20 protein-coding genes and 1 pseudogene are annotated in these 21321 nt (G+C 70.6%); 9 read left to right on the forward strand and 12 right to left on the reverse strand.

Features of this window, described 5'->3' with window-relative positions; genetic code table 11:
- Positions 1–59 precede the first annotated feature (59 nt).
- Both WMF36_RS34955 and WMF36_RS34960 read left to right on the forward strand, forming a co-directional pair.
- Complete coding sequence (locus WMF36_RS34955; protein WP_437575139.1) at positions 60–941, forward strand: SDR family oxidoreductase; 882 nt, start codon at positions 60–62, stop codon at positions 939–941.
- Between the two features lie 345 nt (positions 942–1286).
- A complete protein-coding gene (locus WMF36_RS34960) occupies positions 1287–2762 on the forward strand; it encodes a glucuronyl esterase domain-containing protein (protein ID WP_437575140.1) in 1476 nt (491 codons plus the stop codon).
- A 75-nt stretch (positions 2763–2837) separates the two neighbouring features.
- On the opposite strand, the gene WMF36_RS34965 is transcribed toward WMF36_RS34960, so the two are convergent.
- On the reverse strand, positions 2838–3338 hold the full coding sequence (locus WMF36_RS34965; protein ID WP_437575141.1) for an SgcJ/EcaC family oxidoreductase: 501 nt from the start codon (positions 3336–3338) through the stop codon (positions 2838–2840).
- A 105-nt stretch (positions 3339–3443) separates the two neighbouring features.
- On the opposite strand from WMF36_RS34965, the gene WMF36_RS34970 reads away from it, so the two are divergent.
- Positions 3444–4025, forward strand: coding sequence for a MarR family winged helix-turn-helix transcriptional regulator (locus tag WMF36_RS34970; protein WP_437575142.1), 582 nt, complete (start codon positions 3444–3446; stop codon positions 4023–4025).
- A gap of 55 nt (positions 4026–4080) precedes the next feature.
- On the opposite strand, the gene WMF36_RS34975 is transcribed toward WMF36_RS34970, so the two are convergent.
- The 4 genes and pseudogenes from WMF36_RS34975 to WMF36_RS34990 form a co-directional block, all read right to left on the reverse strand.
- On the reverse strand, positions 4081–4641 hold the full coding sequence (locus WMF36_RS34975) for a DUF6691 family protein (protein WP_437575143.1): 561 nt from the start codon (positions 4639–4641) through the stop codon (positions 4081–4083).
- The gene (locus tag WMF36_RS34980) at positions 4638–5162 is read right to left on the reverse strand and encodes a YeeE/YedE thiosulfate transporter family protein (protein ID WP_437575144.1); all 525 of its coding nucleotides are present in this window, start codon (positions 5160–5162) and stop codon (positions 4638–4640) included. The genes WMF36_RS34975 and WMF36_RS34980 overlap by 4 nt, the downstream gene beginning before the upstream one ends.
- Positions 5159–6568: an MBL fold metallo-hydrolase gene (locus tag WMF36_RS34985; RefSeq protein ID WP_437575145.1), complete on the reverse strand. Its 1410-nt coding sequence runs from the start codon at positions 6566–6568 to the stop codon at positions 5159–5161. The genes WMF36_RS34980 and WMF36_RS34985 overlap by 4 nt, the downstream gene beginning before the upstream one ends.
- 142 nt (positions 6569–6710) lie before the next feature.
- Positions 6711–6920 (reverse strand): annotated as a pseudogene (locus tag WMF36_RS34990) (hypothetical protein); the annotation flags it as partial.
- Positions 6921–7142: 222 nt separating this feature from the next.
- On the opposite strand from WMF36_RS34990, the gene WMF36_RS34995 reads away from it, so the two are divergent.
- Complete coding sequence (locus WMF36_RS34995) at positions 7143–7364, forward strand: DNA-binding protein (protein WP_437575146.1); 222 nt, start codon at positions 7143–7145, stop codon at positions 7362–7364.
- Positions 7365–7448: 84 nt separating this feature from the next.
- Here WMF36_RS34995 and WMF36_RS35000 read toward each other — a convergent pair whose 3' ends face one another.
- Positions 7449–8033 (reverse strand): hypothetical protein, encoded by a 585-nt coding sequence (locus WMF36_RS35000; protein WP_437575147.1) that lies wholly within the window; start codon positions 8031–8033, stop codon positions 7449–7451.
- A 153-nt stretch (positions 8034–8186) separates the two neighbouring features.
- Positions 8187–8963, reverse strand: a complete 777-nt coding sequence (locus tag WMF36_RS35005; protein WP_437575148.1) for a hypothetical protein — start codon at positions 8961–8963, stop codon at positions 8187–8189.
- A 107-nt stretch (positions 8964–9070) separates the two neighbouring features.
- On the opposite strand from WMF36_RS35005, the gene WMF36_RS35010 reads away from it, so the two are divergent.
- The 3 genes from WMF36_RS35010 to gspC all read left to right on the forward strand — a co-directional run bounded on the left by WMF36_RS35010 (position 9071) and on the right by gspC (position 11580).
- Positions 9071–9679 (forward strand): helix-turn-helix domain-containing protein, encoded by a 609-nt coding sequence (locus WMF36_RS35010; RefSeq protein WP_437575149.1) that lies wholly within the window; start codon positions 9071–9073, stop codon positions 9677–9679.
- Entirely contained in the window at positions 9670–10491 is an 822-nt protein-coding gene (locus WMF36_RS35015; RefSeq protein ID WP_437575150.1) for an SRPBCC family protein, read from the forward strand. The genes WMF36_RS35010 and WMF36_RS35015 overlap by 10 nt, the downstream gene beginning before the upstream one ends.
- 153 nt (positions 10492–10644) lie before the next feature.
- Positions 10645–11580 carry a type II secretion system protein GspC gene (gene gspC, locus WMF36_RS35020; protein WP_437575151.1) on the forward strand — a complete coding sequence of 312 codons (936 nt, stop codon included), beginning with the start codon at positions 10645–10647 and terminating at the stop codon, positions 11578–11580.
- A gap of 31 nt (positions 11581–11611) precedes the next feature.
- On the opposite strand, the gene WMF36_RS35025 is transcribed toward gspC, so the two are convergent.
- From WMF36_RS35025 to WMF36_RS35045, 5 genes are all read right to left on the reverse strand, one after another.
- Positions 11612–12631, reverse strand: coding sequence for an RNA polymerase sigma factor (locus WMF36_RS35025; protein WP_437575152.1), 1020 nt, complete (start codon positions 12629–12631; stop codon positions 11612–11614).
- Entirely contained in the window at positions 12628–13215 is a 588-nt protein-coding gene (locus tag WMF36_RS35030) for a dihydrofolate reductase family protein (RefSeq protein WP_437575153.1), read from the reverse strand. Before WMF36_RS35030 ends, WMF36_RS35025 begins: the two co-directional genes overlap by 4 nt.
- Before the next feature lie 212 nt (positions 13216–13427).
- Positions 13428–14507 carry a hypothetical protein gene (locus WMF36_RS35035; protein ID WP_437575154.1) on the reverse strand — a complete coding sequence of 360 codons (1080 nt, stop codon included), beginning with the start codon at positions 14505–14507 and terminating at the stop codon, positions 13428–13430.
- 19 nt (positions 14508–14526) lie between these two features.
- Complete coding sequence (locus WMF36_RS35040) at positions 14527–15648, reverse strand: glucuronyl esterase domain-containing protein (RefSeq protein WP_437575155.1); 1122 nt, start codon at positions 15646–15648, stop codon at positions 14527–14529.
- A gap of 2019 nt (positions 15649–17667) precedes the next feature.
- The gene (locus WMF36_RS35045) at positions 17668–18339 is read right to left on the reverse strand and encodes a hypothetical protein (RefSeq protein WP_437575156.1); all 672 of its coding nucleotides are present in this window, start codon (positions 18337–18339) and stop codon (positions 17668–17670) included.
- Between the two features lie 162 nt (positions 18340–18501).
- On the opposite strand from WMF36_RS35045, the gene WMF36_RS35050 reads away from it, so the two are divergent.
- On the forward strand, positions 18502–19623 hold the full coding sequence (locus WMF36_RS35050; protein WP_437575157.1) for a multiheme c-type cytochrome: 1122 nt from the start codon (positions 18502–18504) through the stop codon (positions 19621–19623).
- An 18-nt stretch (positions 19624–19641) separates the two neighbouring features.
- On the forward strand, positions 19642–21255 hold the full coding sequence (locus WMF36_RS35055) for a hypothetical protein (RefSeq protein WP_437575158.1): 1614 nt from the start codon (positions 19642–19644) through the stop codon (positions 21253–21255).
- Positions 21256–21321: the final 66 nt, after the last annotated feature.

The following is a 21321-nucleotide window of genomic DNA, read 5'->3' on the forward strand; positions in this document are numbered from 1 at the left end:
GCGTGCTATTCATACACATAGCACGCTATGTAGTTGGCCTTCTTCAGGGAGAAACGCTCATGATCCTCGTCACCGGAGCCACCGGACAGCTCGGGTCCGCCGTCGTCCACCGCCTGCTGGAGCGCACCGCCGGCGCTGACATCGCCGCGCTCGCGCGCGACGAGAGCAAGGCCGCCGACCTCGTGGCGCGCGGCGTCTCGGTCCGGGTCGGCGACTACGACGACACCGCCGCTCTCGACCGGGCGATGGCCGGCGTCGACCGCGTCCTGCTCATCGCGGGCAACGCCCCCCAGCGTCGCGTGCAGCAGCACCAGAACGTCATCGACGCGGCCCGGCGCGCCGGTGTCGCGCTGATCGGGTTCGCCAGCCGGTCGCTGAGGGACGTCCAGGCCTCGGAGAACGCGCTCATGCGCGACTATTTCGAGACCGAGGACCGCATCCGGCGCAGCGGGCTGCCCCACGTCCTGTTTCGCAACGCCCTGTACCTCGACACCGTTCCGCTCTACGTCGGTGGCGCGCGGGTCTTCGAGACGGGGATCCGGCTGCCGGCCGGCGACGGTAGAGTCGCCTACGCGCTGCGCCGCGAGATGGGCGAGGCGCTCGCCAACGCCATGCTCGACCACGAGGGCGCGGACCGCACCTACGTCGTCGCCGCCCCCCGCAGCTACACCTTCGACGACGTGGCGGCCGCCCTCACCGAGGTGTCGAGCAGGACCGTTGATTACACGCGGATCTCCGACGAGACGTACGTCGCGGACGCCGTCCGGGCCGGCGTGCCGGAGCACCTCGCCCGCCGTTACCTCGGCTTCTACTCCGACATCCGGGGCGACCAGCTGGACGAGACGAGCTCCGACCTCGAGACGCTGCTCCGGCGCACGCCTGCCACCCTCCCGGAGGGGTTGCGCGAGGTCTTCGGGCTCTCGACGTCAGACGCTCGCTAGAAAACCAATCATGTTGAAACCGGGAGAAATTTCACAGGGAGGCGGGGAGGCGGGGAGGAAGAAAAAAAAGAATCTCTCCCTCTCGCCGTCTCTCGCTCCCCGCCTCCTCGCCTCCCTGTGAAATTTCTGCTTTTTTCGGGGTTTCGACCCGTTTGTCGCTCTAGGGCAGAGGCGCTCGTCCATCCGCCGCGCGCTCGAAGCGCTGCAAGGCCGGTGTGCCGCGAGCGCCGTCCCGGCACAGGCGCTCGAGACCCTCGCGGTCATTGCTTGACATCCTCGAATCGTTTGCTTTTCCTTCTCCCTTCGTCATCCCGATGCCCTGATTTCCCCCCTGGAGCGACAATCATGATCGAGCATCGAACCATCCGCTTCACGAGTCTGTGCATCGGCGCGTTGTGCGGGACGCTCACGGGCTGCACCGGGCATGGCCCGGCGGTAGAGAACGCGGCCTCTGGCGGCATGGCGCCGGTGGGTGGCAGCGGCGGGACCGATGCGCCGCCCCTCGCCGATGGAGGTGGAGGGGAAGGCGGCAGCGGCGGTGGCTCGGCCAGCGCGCCGTGCACCTTCACCTGTCACGACGACTGTCCGGCCCTGGGAGCGCTGGAGGTGGAGGGCAGCTGCGGTGCCCCGAGCGAGCGGTGCTGCTGGCTGGGCGCTCCGAGCGATCCCTACCCCGACGGCGGGAGCTCCTCGGTCGAAGACTCCGCCCCGATCCCGGTCGACGAGCTCCCCCTCCTCCCCGAGATGCCCGATCCGCTCACCCTGGCCGACGGAACCAAGGTCAGCACGGCGGAACAGTGGCGGGCTCGCCGCAAGGAGATGATGCGGATCCTGGAGGACTACACCTACGGGCACATGCCGCCGCCGCCGGGCAACGTGACGGCCGTGCCGCTCTCGGGACCCTCGGAGATCACGACGGCCTCGGGTGTGGACGCCCTCTACCGCAAGCTTCACCTGAGCTTCGGGCCAGGCGGGGAGCTCGGCTTCGACCTGGGCCTCTTCTTCCCGAAGTCCGAGGCGACTCCCGAGGAGGAGGCCGAGGCTCGTCCCATCTTGATCTCGCTCTCCTCCGGCTCCGGCGAAAGCAGCCTGGGGAGAGCGGCCGGTGCGCTCGCGCGAGGCTACGCTGTGGCCACGATCGGCTACCAGGAGCTCGGCGCGGACTCTCCCGATTACGCGTCGAGCGCCTTCTTTCCGGCCTACCCGGACCACGACTGGAGGGACATCTCCGCGTGGGCCTGGGGGATCTCCCGCGCTGTCGACTATCTGATGACCGATCCAGCCGTGGATCGGGATAAGATCATGGTCACGGGGGTGTCGCGCCTGGGCCAGGCGGTTCTGCTCGCAGGCGCCTTCGACGAGCGCATCGCGCTCACCGCCCCGGTGGCGGGGGGCATGGCCTTTCGGTTCTCGGGCGCCGAGATGGGCCGTGGGCTCGGGCAGGGCATCACCGAGATCGTCGATCAGAACACCTACTGGTTCGGGCCGCTCCTTCCGGAGTTCAGGAACCAGACGGAGCGCCTTCCCTCGGACCAGCACTGGCTACCCGCCCTCACCGCGCCACGGCTGTTCATTCTGTGCAACTCGCTCGACGATCCGTACGGAAGGGCCTACGCGGCCGTGCAGTCGTATCTCGGTGCTCAACCGGTGTACGACTTCCTCGGCGTTCCTGAGCATCTGGGACTGCACTTCCGGCCCGGTGGGCACGGCGCCACCGAGGAAGACTGGAACGCCATCTTCGACTTCGCCGATCAGGTTCTCCTGGGGAAGCCGGGAACCCGGCGCTTCGACGTCATTCCGCCGCGCGGGGATACTCCCTAGAACGCCGATCGCGTTGGTGAGCTGATGGGGCGCGCCGCCCCGGCGCCCCGAGCCCGAGAGGGCCGCCCCCGGCGCTCAGGCCGCGAGGGCCGCGGGGTGGCGCCGTCGCCAGAAGGCGAGGCGAGCGCGCATCACGGCCGCGAAAAGGCGCATGAACAGGCTGTCGGACGGCGGAAGGGGCTGCACCCGGGTGTTCTGAAACGACGCCACCCGCCAGCGCCCGTCGTCGCCCCGCACCACCACCAGGGTCTGCCGCGACCGCCGGCTCGCAGGCGCCACCTTCTGCCAGGGCCACAGCACCGCGCCGGTGCTGACGACCACGGCCGTGTCGGGGCCGACGAAGCGCACGCCCTCGACCTCGCCGACCAGGCGGGTGCCGGCGAGCATGCCGGCGAAGAGCTCTTCGTGCACCCTGCGGTTCGCCTCGCGCCCGCGCAGCCACGAGCCATCGAACGTCACGTAGTCGGAGTCGGGCGTGTAAAACGCGTCGACGGCGCTCGCGCCGTCCCGCGCCCACGCCTCGCACAGGGCCTCGAACATGCGCCGAATGGCCGCCTCGTCGGTCGAACGCTCCACGGAAACCTCCTGGCAAGTAACTCTGTTAGTAAGTAAGATATTTGCCATGGGTTGTCAAGACGGCGGCGGCTCGGGTAGAGTGCGGGCGGATCGAGGCGAGAGGCGATGGCCGCGAAACGAACGAGCGCGAAGGCGGTGAGCGAGCTGGTCGACAGCCTGGGCGACCGGCTGGGCCGCGAGCTGAGCACCCAGTCGGTGCTCTTTCACCAGGCGATCGCCGCGCGGCTGGGGCTGAAGGGCACCGACCACAAGTACCTCGACGTCGTTCGCAGGGCGGCAGAGGCGGGTCCGGTCACGCCGGGCGATCTGGTCCAGCTCACGGGGCTGACCTCGGGGGGGGTGACGGGGGTGCTCGACCGGCTCGAGGAGGCGGGGTTCGTGCGCCGCGTGAAGCACCCGAGCGATCGGCGCCAGCTGGTGGTCGAGCCGGTGACCGAACGTTACGCCGAGATCGGCGCGCTCTTCGCGCCGTTCCGCGAGCGCTGGGCGGTGCTCTGCTCGCGCTACTCACTCGAAGAGCTGAGGCTCATCTGCGACTTCTTCGAGCAGGCGACCGCGCTGATGGCCGAAGAGATCGCCCGCATGCAGCGCCCGGCCGAGCCCGAAGCCGCCCCGGCGAGCGCCGCGCCTCGCGTCGGAGCGCGCGCCGCCCAAGGCACGAAGGCGCGCCCGCGCCGGAGCTCCTGACGAGCTCGAGCCTTGTTTCAACCTCCTCGTCGGCGCGAGCCGGCGGCTGCTGGAATCAGCAGGGGCGACGTCGTGGGAGGGCGCGCCCTATCGCAATGACGAGCGCCGGTGCGGCGACGAGGCCGGCGAGGCCAGCCACCCAGGGCCAAGGGGACGTCTTCGTCGCTGAAGGGAGGGTGACCTTGCCCAGGTCCGTCGCTTCGACCGCCTCCTTGATGTGTGGGTACACGCGGATGAAGGCCAGCGCTCCCGCGACCATCCCGAGCAGCCCGAACATCGCGTCGCGCCGGCCTTCTCCGACAGCGGCGAGGGTCGTGCCGGGGCAATAGCCGAGGATCGCCATCCCCGCGCCGAAGGCCGCACCGCCCAGGATCACCGAGCGTACCTGGAACGGTTTCACGTCGAGCTCGGTCGCGCCGGCTGCGCGCAGGGCGTGCGTCCCGATCGAGCCGGCAGCCGCCGCCGTCGACATGATCCGCGCAATGGCGCTGTCGCGCAGCAGGAGCTGGTTCACGATGAGGTCGTAATCCGAGGCCCCGCCTCGCTGGAGAAAGGCGCCGAACGCGGTCCCGGTCGCGAGACCGAGCGCCAGTTTTCCGAGCGGATCCCGCTTCATCGCGCGCCTCCTCGAAACAGGAGCTTCGCCGTCAAGACGGAGCTCGCGCTCATCGCGATGTCGAACGCGAGGCTCGCCGCGGCGAGCTGCATCGTGCCGCTGATGCCGTGTCCGCTGGTGCATCCCTTGCCGAGCCGCGCGCCGAACATCATCAGGGCGCCACCGCAGAATGCGGCCGCATAGCGCCGTCCGCGGCTCTCCCCGAACCGCGCCCGCCACACGTCCGGCAGCCTGGATCCTCGCGTGCCCGATGCGCGCGAGGCGAGGAATGCGCCAAGAACAATGCCCGGAACGACAAGCATCTCCCAGTCGATCTTCGGCGTCGTCTCGCGCTTGGCCACGAACTCGTTCACTCGGCTGGCCTGCGGCGCGAACCGGCGCGCCAGCCGGGTCGCCACCGTCTCGAACGCGGACGTCACGCCGAGAGGCCGCTTCGCGGTTCCCATCGCGAACGTCTCCAGCGCTCCGATCGCGAGCCCGGCAATCTCCGGCGCCCAGCGCGTGCCTCCCTGCGAGCTCATCGTCGCGCTCCTTCGATATCCACGGTGGTCACCGTGCGTTCGGAGCCCTTCTTTTTCGGCAAGTCGAGCTTCTCCCACGCCGTCATTCCGCCGAGGACGTTGGCGACATCGCTGAAGCCGCGGCGACGGAGAATGCTCGTCGCGAGGCCAGCGCGGTGCCCGACGCTACAGACGAGCGCGATGCGGCCATGACGCGGCAGCGCAGGCTGGATCTTCTCGAAGTGCTCGTCGAGATATCCCACGTACATGTGCCGCGCGCCTTCGATGTGCCCCTCCGTCTCGAACTCCTGATCATCGCGGACGTCGAGCACGGTGACGGCGTCGCCCGCGTCGTGGATCTCGCGCGGAGTCGTCGTGCCCGTCTTCTCGATGGGCATGCCGGCATCTCGCCATGCGTCGAACCCTCCGGCGAGCACGCCGGCGACGCGATCGATGCCGACGCGCGCGAGATGCAGGACCGCCGCCTCCACGTCCATGGCGCGCGGGACGACCAGATACGCCTGGGTCGTCTCGTCCGCGACCCACCCGCCGAAGACCGGGAGCCCAGCGAGCCAGAGGTTCAGCGAGCCGGGCAGGTGGCCCGCCGCGAACGCCTCGGGGTCGCGCGCGTCGAGCACCAGCCCCTGCTTGGCGTCCGACGCGAACTTCTTCGGCGCCAGGGAGGGTACTTCGCCGGGCTTCGCGGCGAGCGGCTTGCCCCCTTCGAGGTTCAGCTTCTCCATCAAGCTGAAATAGGGTGGGCGCGGGATGCGCTCCGCGACCTTGGCGCGGACGAAGTCGTCGACCGACTTCACGAAGACGGGATTGTAACCGCGCTCGAGGCCGAGCGTGGAATCGTCGCGCTCCGCGATGTTGCCCCCGCAGACCGAGCCGGAGCCGTGGGCGGGCCAGAGGAGGGTCTGATCCCCGAGCGGGAGAAGCTTCTCGTGGACCGAGGCGAAGAGAAGGCGCGCGTTGTCGCTGGTCTTCTCGCGGTCGGGCAGGTCGGTCCGCCCCGTCTCCCCGATGAACAGCGTATCGCCGGTGAAGACGCCCCAGGCGCGCCCGGGTGCGTCGGGGATGAACACGGCGTAGCAGGCGCTCTCCGGCGTGTGCCCCGGCGTATGAAGCGCGCGGATGCGCAGCCCGATCAGGTCGAGCTCCTCGCCGTCCCGCATCCGGATGTCGCTGTGTCCGAAGAGCGGGTGATCTCCGCTCACGATCTTCGCGCCCGTCACCTTCGCGAGGGCGGCGGATCCGATGATGAAGTCCTCCTGGCGGTGCGTCTCCAGGATGAACTTGATCACGAGGTTCTTCTCCCTGGCCGCCGCGAGGACCTCGTCGATGTCCCTCCGCGGGTCGACCACGATCGCCTCGCCCTTGTTGCCGAGCAGGTAGGCGACGTGGGCAATACCTGGGGTCTTCATGCGGTGCAGGTGCATGCGCCGAGGCGGATGCAAGCAAGGCGCCAGACCGGCGGCTGCGGCGATCGGTCCGGCGCACGAGCTCAGGCGATCGCCCGTCGCGCGCAGGACCGCCACACATGGACCTGACCGCTGTGACAAGTTGGGCGAGGCGGAACGCCGCATAGCCGGTGCCCGTGCCCGCGTTCACGGCGTCGACCGTCCTGATGTCGGCGTTGATCGTGTCGTTCAGGAGGATGCCGCATTCCCCTGTGTCGCGCGCGACGACGGTGCCGACGCGCAGGCCATCCACGCCATAGGTCTCGACGCCGTGAGAGCCGGTCCCCTCGGCATGAACGTAGTCGATGTCGATGTTCTTCACCTTGTCGGCGCGGTCCGAGTGGGGCAAGCCCTTGAATGGGCTCACACCGACCCACGACACGGAGCTTGACCTCGGTGCGATCAGGCGGCAGGGCCCCCGTACCGCGGTATTGTATAGCGGCCCTCGTCCTGGCATGCTGTGCGTGATCGTGAGGCTGGCGTCGCCGGCGCCGCCGAGCGCCGGCTCGCGGGCGGCGAATCAACCGGGAGAGGGCCCATGCCGAGCAAACCGAAGGAACAACCAGAATCCGCGCTTCCGAAGGGCATCGGGAAGCCGGCGACTCGAGCGCTCGCCGCAGCTGGCGTGTCTCGCCTCGACCAGGTCACCCGGTTTTCGGAGGCCGAGCTCCTGGCGATTCATGGCGTGGGGCCGAAGGCGGTGGGAATCATCAAGGCCGCGCTCGAGACCCAGGGAAAGTCTCTCGCCAGCGGCGGGTAGCCGTCGTCGACCAGGCGCGGCACGACGCAGCGCCCGGCTCCGGCGAGCGGCTACCTTGATCCGGCGTGGGGCCGCCGGGGCAGCTCAGTCGCCGCCGCTGACGCGATGGTTGACGTACCTCCCCGCCAGCTTGCCGAGCTGGCGCGCCGCGTCCCGCGCGCGCCCTCCGGTCGATGGGTTGAACAACGTCGCTGGCGACGCCGCCTCGATCAGGATCTCGTCGAGCACCCTCCCGGCCGGGTCGGTGATCTGCACCGTCGCTTTGAGGTGCGTGGCCATGTTGAAGACTCCGGTGAAGACGCCGGGCTCGTAGAACGTCACGTTCGCGCGGACGAAGAACGGCGCGTCGGCCGCGCTGATCGCCTTGACGACGATGGCGTCCTCCGACGCTGCCTCGGCCATGAGGGCCTCCGTGAACTGCTCGTTGATCCCCGCCTTGTCCTCCTGCCAGCTCTGCCGCTGCTCGGCGTCCTTTTCCGCCATCCAGTCGGCCTCGGAGACGTCGCCGACCTCGAGGGCGAGGAACGCCACCGGGACGACAGCGAGGCGCCCCTTGCCGTAGAACGGGTTCGGCACAGCCTGACGGGTGGTCTTCCAGGGATGCCCGCACGCGGCGAGCAGGGGAGTCAGGCAGAGCAACAGGATCCAGAGCGCATGTCGACGGTGCACGGAGGGTCTCCTTCTCAGGCGGCGCGCGGGCGCGCGGACGCACGATGCCGCGATGCTAGCGGCAAGCGACGCCGGCGGCGCAAGAAAGCGCGGGCCGCCCGCGAGCGTGGGCGCGGCGACGAACCTGGGCCGGGCCGCGGCCCCGGGAGCGGCTCACGCCGGGACGCACGTCCCGCCCGCAGCGCAGACGCAGCACTCTCCGCACCCGCCGCTGTTCACGCAGTCGACGCAACGGCCCGCGCCGTCGCACTGATCCTGCAGCGTGTTGCACAAGGTCCCTGCCGGCACGGGCCCCTCCGCGCAGAGGCCGTTCTCGCAGGTATACCGGTAGCATTCCGTCGAGGCGCCGCAGTCGACGTCGCGCGCGCACTGGCTCGGCACGCACTGGCCGGCGTCGTCGCAGCTTCCCCCCGGGCACGGCCCTGGCACGGGCGAGTGCAGGGGCGCTGTCCCGTCGCAGGTGTCCGACGTGCACGGGTTGCGGTCGTCCCCGGGCTCGTCGGCGGCGACGACGACCTGGGCGCCGCGGCCATCGCAGACGATGCGCTGGCAGTCGCCCGCTGTCGGCGCGATCTCGGTATCTTCCGGCAGCGGCGCCGCGCCGCACCTGCCGTCGACGCACGCCGGGATCTGGCACGGCTCCGCCGGGGCCGGGCAATCCGACGACACCGTGCAGCTTGCGCCGGAACCGGTGCTCGAAGCGCTGTCGCTGCTCGCGCCGCCCCCGCCGGCGCCGCCTGTCCCGCCGGCGCCGCCTGTCCCGCCGGCGCCGCCTGTCCCGCCGGCGCCGCCCTGGCCCCCGTTGACGAAGCTGCGTTGCTCGACCCCGCATCCAGCGAGCGCGGCAACCAGGAGGAGCCGCAGGAGAGCCGGCCGCATGCCGACGGCGCGGTGACACGGACCCGATGCAAAGGCGGAAGACGATGCCATGTGCCGCATCATAAAAGCAGAGCCGCCCGACGGCTAAGCTCGCGACCGCCGGCACGACCCCACCTGCGACCCTTGACAACAAAAGTTGTCAACCCAGGATGGTCGATGTGCTGGACGTTGAGGTCATCGAGGACCCTGCCGTGGCGGTCATCGCGCTCGACCCGGTCCGGAGCCGGCTGCTCTCGGAGCTGGCGCTGCCGGCCTCCGCCGCAAACCTCGCGGAGCGGGTGGGCCTGGCGCGCCAGAAGGTCAACTATCACCTGCGCGCGCTCGAAGCGCACAAGCTGGTGCGGGCGGCGGGCGAGCGCAAGTGGGGCGGCCTGACGGAGCGCCTGTTCGTGGCGACCGCGAGCGCCTATGTCGTATCGCCGGGAGCGCTGGGGCCTGTCGCCGCGGATCCACGGCGGACCGTGGATCGCCTCTCCGCGAGCTACCTCATCGCGCTCGCCGCGCGCGTCGTTCGCGAGGTCGGCGGGCTGTGGCGCCGCGCGCTCGACGCCAAGAAGCGGCTGGCGACGCTCTCGATCGACACGGAGATCCGGTTCGCGTCGGCCGCGGAGCGCGCCGCCTTCACCGCCGATCTCAGCAAGGCGATCACCGAGCTCGTGGCGCGATACCACGACGCGAACGCCGCCGGCGGGCGCGACCACCGCCTGCTCGTGATGGCCTATCCGAAGCCGAGCGATGAACCGAAAGAGGAGAAGACATGCCGATAAGGAGCGACGCACAAAAACGCTGGGTCGAGCTCGAGTTCCTGGTGCCCGGGACGCCGGAGCAGGTGTGGCACGCCATCGCGACGGGCCCCGGCATCAGCGCCTGGTTCGCGCCAACCACCGTGGACGAGCGCGCCGGCGGGAAGGTCGAGTTCACCTTCGGCGAGGGCGTGACGTCCTCGGGGACGATCACGGCGTGGGAGCCGCCGACGCGCCTCGTTTACGAGGAGCACGGCTGGAGCGAGAACGCGCCGCCCCTCGCGTCGGAGTTCGTCATCGCCAGCCGCTCGGGCGACAGGTGCGTCGTGCGGCTCGTGCACAGCCTGTTCTCGACCAGCGACTCCTGGGACGATGAGATCGAGGGGTTCGAGAGCGGCTGGCCCGGCTTCTTCCAGATCCTGCGCCTGTACCTGCGTCACTTCGCGGGCCAGAACGCCGCCGCCGCGCGCGCGCTGCGCGCAGCCCCTGGCACGCACGCCGAGGTCTGGAAGCAGCTCGCCACCGCGCTCGGCGTCCACGGCCCCAACCTGGGTGAGCGACGATCGGCGCCGGCAGGTGCCCCGCCGCTCACCGGCACCATCGAGCACGTCCAGCAAGACGACGAGACCTGTGAAGTCCTGTTGCGCCTCGAGCAGCCGGCGCAGGGCATCGCGCTCCTCGGGAGCTACCGCTGGGAGAACAAGGCGCGCGTCGCCGTCAGCCTGTTCTTCTACGGCGACCGAGCGGCCGACATCGCCGCGGAGCTCGAGCCACGATGGCGCGCCTGGCTGGAAGCTCGCTTTCCGGCGAGCGCCGAGCAGAAGGCGAACGCGTAGTTGCCACTCTGGCAAGGCCGGCCGGCGATCCACCCGGCCCGCGTGCCAGAGTGGCGCGCGAGCCCGCTGCGCGCGCGCAGCGCCGCGGCGATCGAGACGCTCGCCGTCTGGCACGACGCTCGCTAGCGCGGCCGTGAGCGTATGGGATCCGACATGTTCCTGAAGCGGTATCGGGGCGTGGCATTCTGCCTGATGATCGCGCTGGCTGCCTATTTGCAGGCGGCGGGCATCGGGCACCTCGTCGCATGGAGCATCGCCTCCTCGCCGTCGCCGCGCGCGCCGACCGCTCGCGGGACGCCGCCCGCGGCGCGCCTCGAACAGGTTCACGCCACGAGCGCGGCGTTGATCCTGTCGCGCAACCCCTTCGACTCGGTCACGGGCCCGCTCGACGGCAAGGCGACAAGCCCGGTCAGCCCCGAGGTGCTGGCGGAGAACAAGGACCCGTACGAAGACCCGGCGTGCGACGCCACCCGGGCGCTGCTCATCGTTCGAGCGGACGACGCGTCGTGGTCTCTCGCCGCGATGACCGGCTCGGACGGCAAGACGATCCTGCGTCGCCAGGGGGATGAGGTCAGCGGGAAAACGGTTCACACGGTGGGGTGGGACCGGGTCTGGCTCACGACCGGCGGCGCGCGATGCCAGGCCGTCCTCGGTGGCAAGCCGGCGCCCGCGGGCGCCCCGGGAGCCCCGCCTTCGCCGGAGCCGGCCCCTTCCGGAGCTGCGCGGAGGCCGGCCGCGTCCACGGTTCCGCCGGAGATCGCGTCGAAGATCCGCAAGATCAGCGATACAGAGTTCCGCGTGGAGCGCAGCGCCGTCGGCGCGATCCTGGAGAAGCAGTCCGATCTGATGCGCTCGGTGCGCATCGCGCCGGAGCCGGGAGGCGTCAAGCTCGCCCGGATCCGCGGCGGCTCGCTGCTCGAGATGCTCGGCCTGAAGACTGGCGACAAGCTGGCCAGCATCAACGGGTTCGAGCTGAGCGACGTGTCCAAGGCGCTCGAGGCCTATGCGCGGCTCGGCACCGCCGACCACATCGCGCTGAGCATCACCCGCGATGGGAACCCGATGACGATCGACTTCCATATCGATTGAGCGCACGCCGGCGCTCTCTCGAGAGCTCGGGCTAATCGTTGATCCAGTAGCGATAGCCGTTGGTGCGGAAGGGCACGGCGAGCTCGCGGCAGATCTCGGCGATCACATCGGGGGTGAAGAAGTAGTTGCGGAGGCGGGCGAGGTGATCGCCGTCGGTCTCGGCGGTCCAGACGGTGCGCACCGCGGGGCCGGTGTCGTGATCGAACCAGAAGAGCAGCAACAGCTCGCCGCGATGCTCGCGCACCTCGCAGCGCGGCGGGCCGCCGAGGTAGCCGACCAGGTGCCGGGCATCGACCCCACCGGCGTCGGTGGTCGTGATCGGCGAGAGGCTGCCGACGAACGACCCGGTGTGCGGATCGGCCGGGGGCTCGCGCCCGTACTCGGTGACCACGCCGACGATCTCGGTGATCGAGCTGTCGAGGAGCAGCGAGGTCAGGGCCGGCAGGTCGCGGGCGTTGAAGGCGGCGCAGAAGGCGTCGAGCACGCCCGGCGCGGGCGCCCGGGGCTCGTCGGCCTCGGGCGCCACCAGCTTGCCGCGGCCGCGGTGCAGCGCCGCCTTGACCGCGCCGACCGAGGTCGAGAGCGCCGCGGCGACCTCCTCGAGCGAGAGATCGAACACGTCCTTGAGCACCACCGCCGCGCGCTCCTGGGGCGACAGGTGCGCGACAAGGGTGCCGGCGGCCTCGCGTGACGCCCGCGGCTCGTGCGGCTCGTCGACGGCTTGCCCCGGCGCCGGACGCGCCGCCGCGGGCTCGGCGAGCGCGTCGCGCTCTAGCCGACGCCGCCGGGCGCGGTCGATCCACAGGTTCGATGCCACCCGGAACAGCCAGGCGCGCGGGTTGGGCAGCTCGTGAAACAGCGTGCCGAGGGTGACGAAGCCGCGGGCCATCGTGTCCTGCACCAGGTCCTCGGCGTCCCATGGACTCTGGGTCAGGTAGCGGCAATAGCGGTACAGCTCGGGCCGGAGCGGCTCGAACACATCGAGGAACCGCTGCCACGATGCCTTGACGTCGTCGCTCAGCCCGCGGAGGTCGCCCGGCTCTTGTCTCATGCCCAGACCGGCTCGTAGCACAGGACCGACAGCCCACCGCCCAGGTTCTGGGTCCGGATCTGCCGCAGCGCGAGGCGCCGGTCGCGGCGCGCGAACAGCGGTGTGCCGCCGCCGAGCACCACCGGGTGCACCACCAGACGGAACTCGTCGACAAGGCGGTGCTCGATCAGGGTCGACACAAGGGCCGCGCCGGCCCACGCGACGATCGGCTTGCCGGGCTGCCGCTTGAGGGCGGCGATCTCCTCGGGGTCACGGGCCACGCGGGTGTTGGCCCACGCGGCGTGCGCCAGGGTCCGCGACAGCACCACCTTGGGCAGGGCGTTCATCTTGCGCGCGAACGAAAGGTCCTGCGGCGAGCGCGGGTGAGCCTCGGCGTCGGGCCAGTACTGGAGCATCAGCTCGTAGGAGGCGCGGCCGTACACGGCCAGGCCGACGGAGTCGATCATCTCGTCGCAGTACCGCTCGAACTGCGGGTTGCCGTCCTGGAACCAGTCCAGCTCGCGGTTCGGCCCCTCGATGTAGCCATCGAGCGAGGTGATCATGGAGACGTAGAGGCGTCGTTCGGTCGGGGTTGTCGTCGTCATGGCCCACCAACGAACGGCGCGGCCGGCAGGATACGGGGGACGAGGAAATCGGCGACCCGACCCAGGTTGGGCCGACCCCCACCCAGGTTGGGCCGACCGGGCCGACCGCCACGCGACGCATAGGGGCTCCTCGGGCCTGACGTCTTCGCGGAGCCAGGGACGAACTCGTCAACCGGGCGGCGGTTCGACGCGAGCGGCGAGGGAGGTCGCCATCACTCCCAGCCGGACACGCCGTTCGTGTCGCGCAGGATGGCGTGGACGGCGTGCACTTCACCGCCGGACATCTTGATCATATGCATGTCCAGATGCCCGTCCGTCATGAAGTCGAAAATGGTGAAACCGATGGCGATGCCGCGCACCTCGTCGGCCAGGATGACGCGCGGGATGAAGGCGCCGCCGGACCCAGGATCGCCGGCGCTGCAGGATGCTCCGGTGCGGCAAGAGAAGTTGCCGCCCCCGTTCTCCAGGCGCTTGCAGGCTCCCGTGACGTCGCAGACCCCGGAGGGGAACGCGCGGAAGTACTTGTCGATCCAGCTCGTCAGCTCTTCCCGGGTGGCCCGCTCGGCCTCCGGGACCTCGTCGTGCCAACCGATGTCGTCCGAGATGGCGATGATCGCGGCGGGATTCGAGGCGACCGCGAAGGATGCCGTGTAGTCGCCCGGGCGGACGACGATCGTCTCGATCTCCGTCATCTCCGAGCCTTCCACCTTGATGCGGAGGGCGACGGGAAGATCCATCCCGCCTTCCGGAATCACCGCCTGAGCGCCGGCGCTGCACGCCTCGGTATCCAGGGCACGCTGCGAATGCTTCACCTCGCCAGCGTCCTTCCAGAAGTCCGTCGTGCCGATCTCGGCCTGCATGGCGTTTTCGGTGAACTTCACGCCTTCTGCCAGGGGTAGGCTGGAAGGATCCCCGACGGCGAGGGCGGCGAAGTAGTCGTCCAGGAGGCCATCCAGGAGCTCGCGCGTGCAGTCGCCACCCGGACCGCCGCCCGACCCCGACGCTCCGCCGGTGCCCGCTCCGGGTCCACCGCCGCTGGAGGTGCCGCCGCTCGGCCCCGCCCCGCCGGTCGGCGTCGCGCCGCCGCTGGCGCCGCTCGATGAGGCGCTGCCGGTCTCTTGCGGCGCGCCGCCGGCGCCTCCCGCGGGGCTCTGGCCGCCCGAGCCCACCGCGCCGCTCGAGGCTCCACCACCTCCGGTGCCGCCCGTGGCGTCACCGTCTTGGCCAGGGCCGCAAGCGCCCAGCGTCAGGGCCAGGGCGACCCCGAGAGAGAGGAACGAGTTATGATTCATGGGCTACCTCTGCGCTGGATCAAAGCTCGCCGGTGAGCGTCGGCGGTGTCCAGTCGATGTGGTCCAGGTGGTTGGGGCGGTTGGGCAGGTCCGTAGCGAAATTGCCCGTCGCCGTGGCGTCGTTGCCCTTCAGGAACTTGTCGACCATGGCGTTGAGGGATGCAGTGTACTGCGAGCGCCAGCTGCAGTGGCCCCCACCTGCGCCCGTGTAGGCCATGTGGTCTCCGACGCCGAGCGCCTCGAAGATCATCTTGCCGACGTTGGCGGTGACCCACGCCGAGTTCCGATCGAGCCCGTTGTACATGGTGCTCGGGTTGTCCACGATGTAGAGGCCGCGTGGAGCGATGAGGCCCATCATCTCGTGCATGTCGACGGGCAGCTTGTTCGTGTTGTCGGCCCCAGCGCTATTGCCCGTGGTGAACTGACCGAGCGCCACCTCCGAAAGCCAGCGGACGTAGCTGATGCTATGATAGGGCCATTCGGAGCCGCTGTAGCTATCGAGCACCTCGACGAGGCGCAGGCCGATCGTGCCCCCGAGACCCGACTCCACCGGGATGGTCAAGGCGATGCGGTTGTCGAGCACGCCGGCGACGAAGGCACCCTTGCCCCAGCGTGAGCAACCCGTCACACCCACCCGGTGCGGATCGATGACGCCGGGGTTCTGCTCCAAGACGTCGAGGACGCGACTGATCTGCCAGGCCTGTGCCGCGAGGTAACCCGCGGGATGGTCCGAGCCGTACACGCTGTAGAACGGCCCGTTCTTCGCGCCGCTGCCGCCCGTCGACTCGACCGCGGTGAAGGTGATCGTCGCGACGCCGCTCGGAACTGGCATGCCGCTCAGGCCGCCGTAGCCGATGATGGCCGGGGCGGGCGCCGTCGCCCCGTTCATGTTCACGGTGAGGTTGAACGAGGCGCTGCCGCCATCGTTGACCTCGACCGTGATCCTGCTGTTGCTCACGGTACCGGACACGGATCCCTCTGCCGGGACGGGCTTGTCGCCGTAGATGAACTTGTAGGCTTGCTGGAGGATCTCTTCGCGCCGGCAGGCCCACTCGCTCTTGGCGGCGATGCGGTTGCCGTCCATCTTCTTGAAGGGGTCCGGCAGCTTCGCGTTCGCCGTGAGCGAAGCGACGCTCGGCATCGGTCCGACGGTGCACCCGGCTCCAGGGTTTTCCACCTGGCCCCACTCGCCGCTCACGGCGTTGCCGCCGGCGCCACTGCTCTCGGTACCACCGGTTCCCGCTCCGCCCGTTCCGACCGGGCCCCCACCACCGGTGCTGGCTTCGCCCGTCGCCACGTCGCCGCCCGTCCCGGTCGGGGCACTGCCCGAAGAGGGCGCTCCACCAGTGCCCGTCGGCGCCCCTCCGGTGCCGCTGCCGCCAGTGCCCGTCGGCGCCCCTCCGGTGCCGCTGCCGCCGACGCCCCCCGTGCCGACGGCAGTGCTCCCTGCCGAACCGGTAGGATCCGATCCGCCTCCTCCGGTGGCGCAGGCGGCGAGCGCCCAAGGCAGCGCTGCGAACAAGGCCAAAGAGATCGTGGGACGTGCAGTGCGTAGACGCATGTTGAGCGCTCCTCGTGAGGGGGTCGTGAAGCAGGATCCCGCCGGGGTCGGGCGATGGGATGGCGGACGAGGGCCCGACCCGCGAGTGTCGCCGAGGTTATTCCCCAGTTTGCCGGTCGTCTTCAAGTCGATTTTTCCTATTTCGTGGCGTCCGCGCGCTGCGCGCACCGCTCATGTGGACTTTTCTCGGCACTTGCGCGATCTCGAATCTTGCGGAATGCGCCGGGCGTGCAGCCGGTGCGCTGCTTCGACGGCCTGCCTCCGAACGAGCTCTCTGCGTCCTTTTCGATGGCATCCATCCCTCCGGCCGCAGCTGGTAATCGTCCCCTTCGCCCACGCCAGGGGCCAGGAGCAGGCCGAAGCCGATTCCCTATTTGACCCTCGACGGTACGACGAAAGAAGCCTTTGCCTTCTACGCGAAGTCATTGAGATGGACGATCGAGTCCTCGCAGACGTTCGACGAGTCGCCGATGTAAAGATGTCCTTGTCTGCCTACATCGTGGTGAGTGGCCCGCCGGCGTAGGGCGCAGCGGTCTCTTCTATGGGAGGATGGAATTCCAAACGTTTCGGAGACGTCAAGCCCCACCTTTGGGACCTGCCCTGGGTTGACAGAACATTCTTTGCGATCCGGCCCTCCTGGAAAACCACGCTATATCAATAATTCATCCATGCATCGAAGGGGCCGCCTTCACTCCACAGCCTGCGGGGCGACTCACGCCTCGAAAATTGTACCCACGCCGAAAGCATTGTGTCTCTCCGCACCACCAGCGCCGAACGTCGGACGGCGACCCCTTGGATGCCCGCGCGGCGGCGCCTTGATCACGAGCCCGTCAGAAATCCGACGACCTCCGGCGCGCGCGGTGGACCAGGGACGGGCTGCCCTCTTCGCCTCTCCTGTCCTCTGCCGGTTCCGTTCCGGTACCAGGGACGGGCCTGGACGCGCCAGCGCCGTCGGCCGTGACGGCATCGGCTCCGGCGTTCATCCGCTGGATGCATCAACACGCGATCTCAGACCTCAATGATGGGCGTCGAGAGGGCGCGAATGACCTGCTGAGCAGCTCATCGTGGGTCCAGGCGCCGCGTGGGCTGCCTCATCCCATCTATCATGTTGAAACCGGGAGAAATTTCACAGGGAGGCGGGGAGGCGGGGAGGAAGAAAAAAAAGAATCTCTCCCTCTCGCCGTCTCTCGCTCCCCGCCTCCTCGCCTCCCTGTGAAATTTCTGCTTTTTTTCGGGGTTTCAACCCGTTTGTCGCTCTAGCTCACCCTGGCGCGCAAGATCGCTGCCATCGCTCTGTCCATGTGGAAGAGCAAGGAGGAGTACGACCCGACGAAGCGTCGCAAGCCAAGCTGATAGCCTGCCTCATGTGCGGACACGCCCCGGCCGAAGATCGGCTTCCTGTGGGCGCGGTACCCGGAGACAGGCAGGGTTCGAGGGTGAGCATCCATTGGGGACTGCTGGCAGTGTCGCCTCGCTCTCCGAGACGCTTGCCAGAGCCGCGGCCTCTGCCGTCGAAGCTGGGTAGTAAGGTTGTAGCTACCCCCGCCATCCCACCGCCATCCCAACCTGGGTCGGCACGCTCAACCTGGGTCGGGTCACTCAGGGCCGGGCTCCACCGCAGTCGCCCGGGCAATTGCAGTCGTTCTCACCCGCGCCGCAGGCGCCGTCGCCGCACTTCGCGCAGAGGTGCGCGTCGGGCGCCGTGGTCACGCACGCACCGTCGACGCGCTCCATGCTCGCGATGGGCGTGAGATCCGGGCAGCAGGTCGTGAACGACTTGCTCGACGCCATCCCTCCCTCGCCCGAGCAGCGCGACGCAAGCGCTGCGCACGAGCCGTCGGCTTGCTGGACATACCCGGGCAAGCAATCGCACTGCGGTCGCCGGGGGCGCAGCACCGGCACCGTGCCGGCCGGACCTCTCGGCCCGAGCTGAACGGTGGTCGCCGCCGGAGACCGCGCCGGCGCGGCGCCGTCCGGGCTCGCTGGCGGCGGGGGATTGGCTCCCTCCGGGCCCGTCGGCCCCGCGGGAGGCGTGGCGATCTTGCCGTCGGGCGTCTGGGACTCGACCGGGATCCAGTCGACGATCTGGCCATCCGGCGTGACCGTGGTGGCCACGACGTGCTGGCGGGGAGGCCGCGGCGTTCCCCCCGGCGCGCAGGGGTTGTCCGCGCCCGGGCGAGGGGGCCCCGCCGGCTCGGGCTCCCCAGCGGCGCAGCCCGTGGCGAGGAGCAGCAGGGGGCACAGGACCAGAGTACGCGCTTTCATGGACATGGAAACACCGTAGCCCGCGGGATCTTACGGCGCCGCGCCGCCTGCGCCGGCGGACACCGTGGCGGAGCGGCCGGCGTCGCGCGGGTGCCTCGGAGGTGACGCAGCGGCGGGGGTGTTGTAGCCGCAACGATCGCTGTGCCGCGCTGTGGACCTGGCCTTGGCTTGCTGATCGCGGGCGCCCTCGCGGGCGCGTGCGCTGCCGCGCCGGACGCGCCCGCGCGGCCGAGAGGCGAGGTCGAGGCGCCGACAGGCAGCGCGCTGCCTGGGGCCGCGGAGGCGGCGCGGGTGCCCATGCCGAGGCCGGCGCGCGCGCGGCTCGGGGCGGCGGTGAGCGCGAACCGGGCCTGCGAGGGGTGCCACGAGGAGGTGGCGCGGGAGTGGCGCGCGTCGCTCCACCACCGGGCGAACACCGAGCCGGCCTACCGGCGGGCGTTCGCGATCGAGCCGATGCCGTTCTGCCGGGCTTGCCACGCGCCCGAGGCGAGGCCGGAGGAGCCAGAGCCGGAGGCGCTCGGGGCGCTCGGGGTGGGGTGCGTGACGTGCCACGTGACGAGCGACGGCGAGGGCGAGCTCGCGGGGCAGGCGGTGGCGCCGGTGCTCGCAGCGCCGTGGGCGGGGAGCGGGGCGCCGCCGGCGGCGCCGCACGCGGTGATCCGGGACGCGCGGTTCGGGGGCGCGGACGCGTGCGCGGCCTGCCACGAGTTCGCGTTCCCCACGGCGCGGGGGCGGTCGGCCGCGGAGCTGATGCAGTCGACCGTCGCCGAGCACCGCGCGTCGCCGGCCGCGGACCAGCCCTGCGCGGCGTGCCACATGCCGCGCGGGCCGGGGGGGCGGCGCAGCCACGGGTTCGCAGGATCGCGGGACGAGGCGCTCGTGCGGAGCGCCGTGGCGGTGACGGCGCGGCGGCTCTCGGCGACGCGCGTGGCGGTGACGCTCGCGCCCGCGAACGCCGGGCACGCGTTCCCGACGGGGGATCTGTTCCGGAGGCTCGAGGTGTCGGCCGAGGCGCTCGGGCCCGACGAGCTGGTGCTGGGGCAGGACGAGCGCTACCTGACGCGGCATTTCGTGCTGCGGCCCGGGACGATCGGGCGGAAGCTCGTGGCCGACGATCGGGTGCACGCGGAGCCCGTGACGGTGGAGCTCGACGTCGGGGCCGCCGGCGAGGGACGGACGATCGCGTGGCAGGTGGCCTACCAGCGGGTGGCACACCCGAACGGGGTGGACCTGCGCGAGGCGGAGATCGAGGGCGAGATCCGGGTGGCGTCGGGGAGGCTCGCGCCGTGAGCGGACGGAGGAGGAGCGATGATCAGGCGAAGGGCGTGGTGGGGGCTGGGCGGGCTCGTGATGGCGATGGCCGGGTGCGGACCGGCGCCGGCTCCGCAGGCGGCGGACGGGCCGCGCGCGGAGGCCGCAGCAGAGGGGCCGGGCGCGTCGGGTACGGCAGGCGCGGCAGGCGCGGCAGGCGCATTGAGCACCGTGGGCGCGGCGGGCGGGGTGAAGGCGGACACGACGCCGGCACCGCCGCCGAGGTCGGCGTTCACGCCGGTGGCGCAGGTCCCGGCGGAGATCGATCTGCGGCTGCACCCGGTGGAGGGCGCGCTGCTCGTGTCGACCACCCATCTGATGACGCCCGAAGGGGAGCAGATCGCCTCCGCCGTCGGCGTGCTGAAGGATGGGAAGATCGAGTTCCCGAAGCGGCTGCACCTGCCGGGGTGGTGGGTGGCCGTGATCGGCGTCCACGGGCGCTATCCTGACCAGCTCGACCTGATCGCGACGGGCACCACGGGCCGCACCGGCATCGCCGAGCACTACGTGCTGGGGGCGCAGGGCTGGGTGCGGCGGGTGAGCGACCAGGGGCTGTGGTTCACCGGGGTGGCGAGGATGGGCAGCTCGCTCGTGGGGCTGGCGGGGCCGACGATGATGGGGGTCCCGAAATTCATCACGCTGCGCGGGCCCAGGGTGGGGCTGACGATCACGCCGGCGCCCAAGAAGAGGCCATGCCGCGGGTGGGAAGCGCCGCTGCCTTACCCGGAGGCCGAGGTCCGCCCGCGGGCCTTCGGGGCGACGCGCGATGGGACCGCGCTGAGCTACGGGGACGGCTGCAGCGGGGAGAGCGCCCTGGAGGTGTGGAAGCCGGGCGAAAAGGGCGCGACCCTCCTGCCCGTCCCGGCGCGGTTCGAGGGGCAGAGCCCCGACGATTCGCGCACGCTGATCCTGCCGGGCCCCGGCGAGGGCGAGGCGTGGATCGTGGACGGGGGCGTGCTCCGCTACAAGGGCGGGGAGCCGAAGCGGATCGACCCGCCGGCGAAGGGCGCGCACGTGCTCACGGCGTCGGCGGCGCCGGACGGGACGCTGTGGGTGATCGCGGACGGGGCGCTGTTCGCGCGCAAGGGCGAGGCCTGGGAGCAGGCGCCGCTGCCCGACGGGGTGAAGGCCCAGGACGTGGCCGTGGGGAGCGACGGGGCGGTGTGGGTGGCGGCCGGCGGGGCGATCCTGAAGCACGGCGGCGCCGGCGAGGCCGCGGGCGCGGCGCCGGGGACCCTCCAGCTCCAGCAGGGGCCGCCGCCGAAACCCAAGGCGAACCGGCCCTTCCCCAGGGCCGGCGGGCCGAAGTGCCCGCAGAACCTCGTTGTGCTCTACACGTTCAGCAAGACGGCGCCGGACGACTACGACTTCCCGCTGACGCGCAAGGCGCTCAAAGGACGCACGGAGTTCTCACCGGCGCGCTTCGTTGTGACGCGCGACATGGGGCAGCGCTTCTTCGCCGCGTTCGTGCCGAGCTGGGATCTCGCGAAGAAGCTGCAGGAACGGATCAAGACCGATGTGCAGGGCTCGACGCCGCAGATCGTGTGCGCCGAACCGGAGGTGGTGCGGGATCTGAAGCTGGATCTGAAGACGGGAGAGGTCGCGAAGTGAAGACTGGCGACCCGACCGAGGTCGCGGCGGCCCGCCCTCGGTCACGCCGGACGGCTCCGGGGGCTC

Origin of the sequence: Sorangium sp. So ce887 (genome assembly GCF_051521455.1) — a bacterium.
In the GTDB taxonomy this organism is placed as follows: Bacteria; Myxococcota_A; Polyangia; order Polyangiales; family Polyangiaceae; genus Sorangium.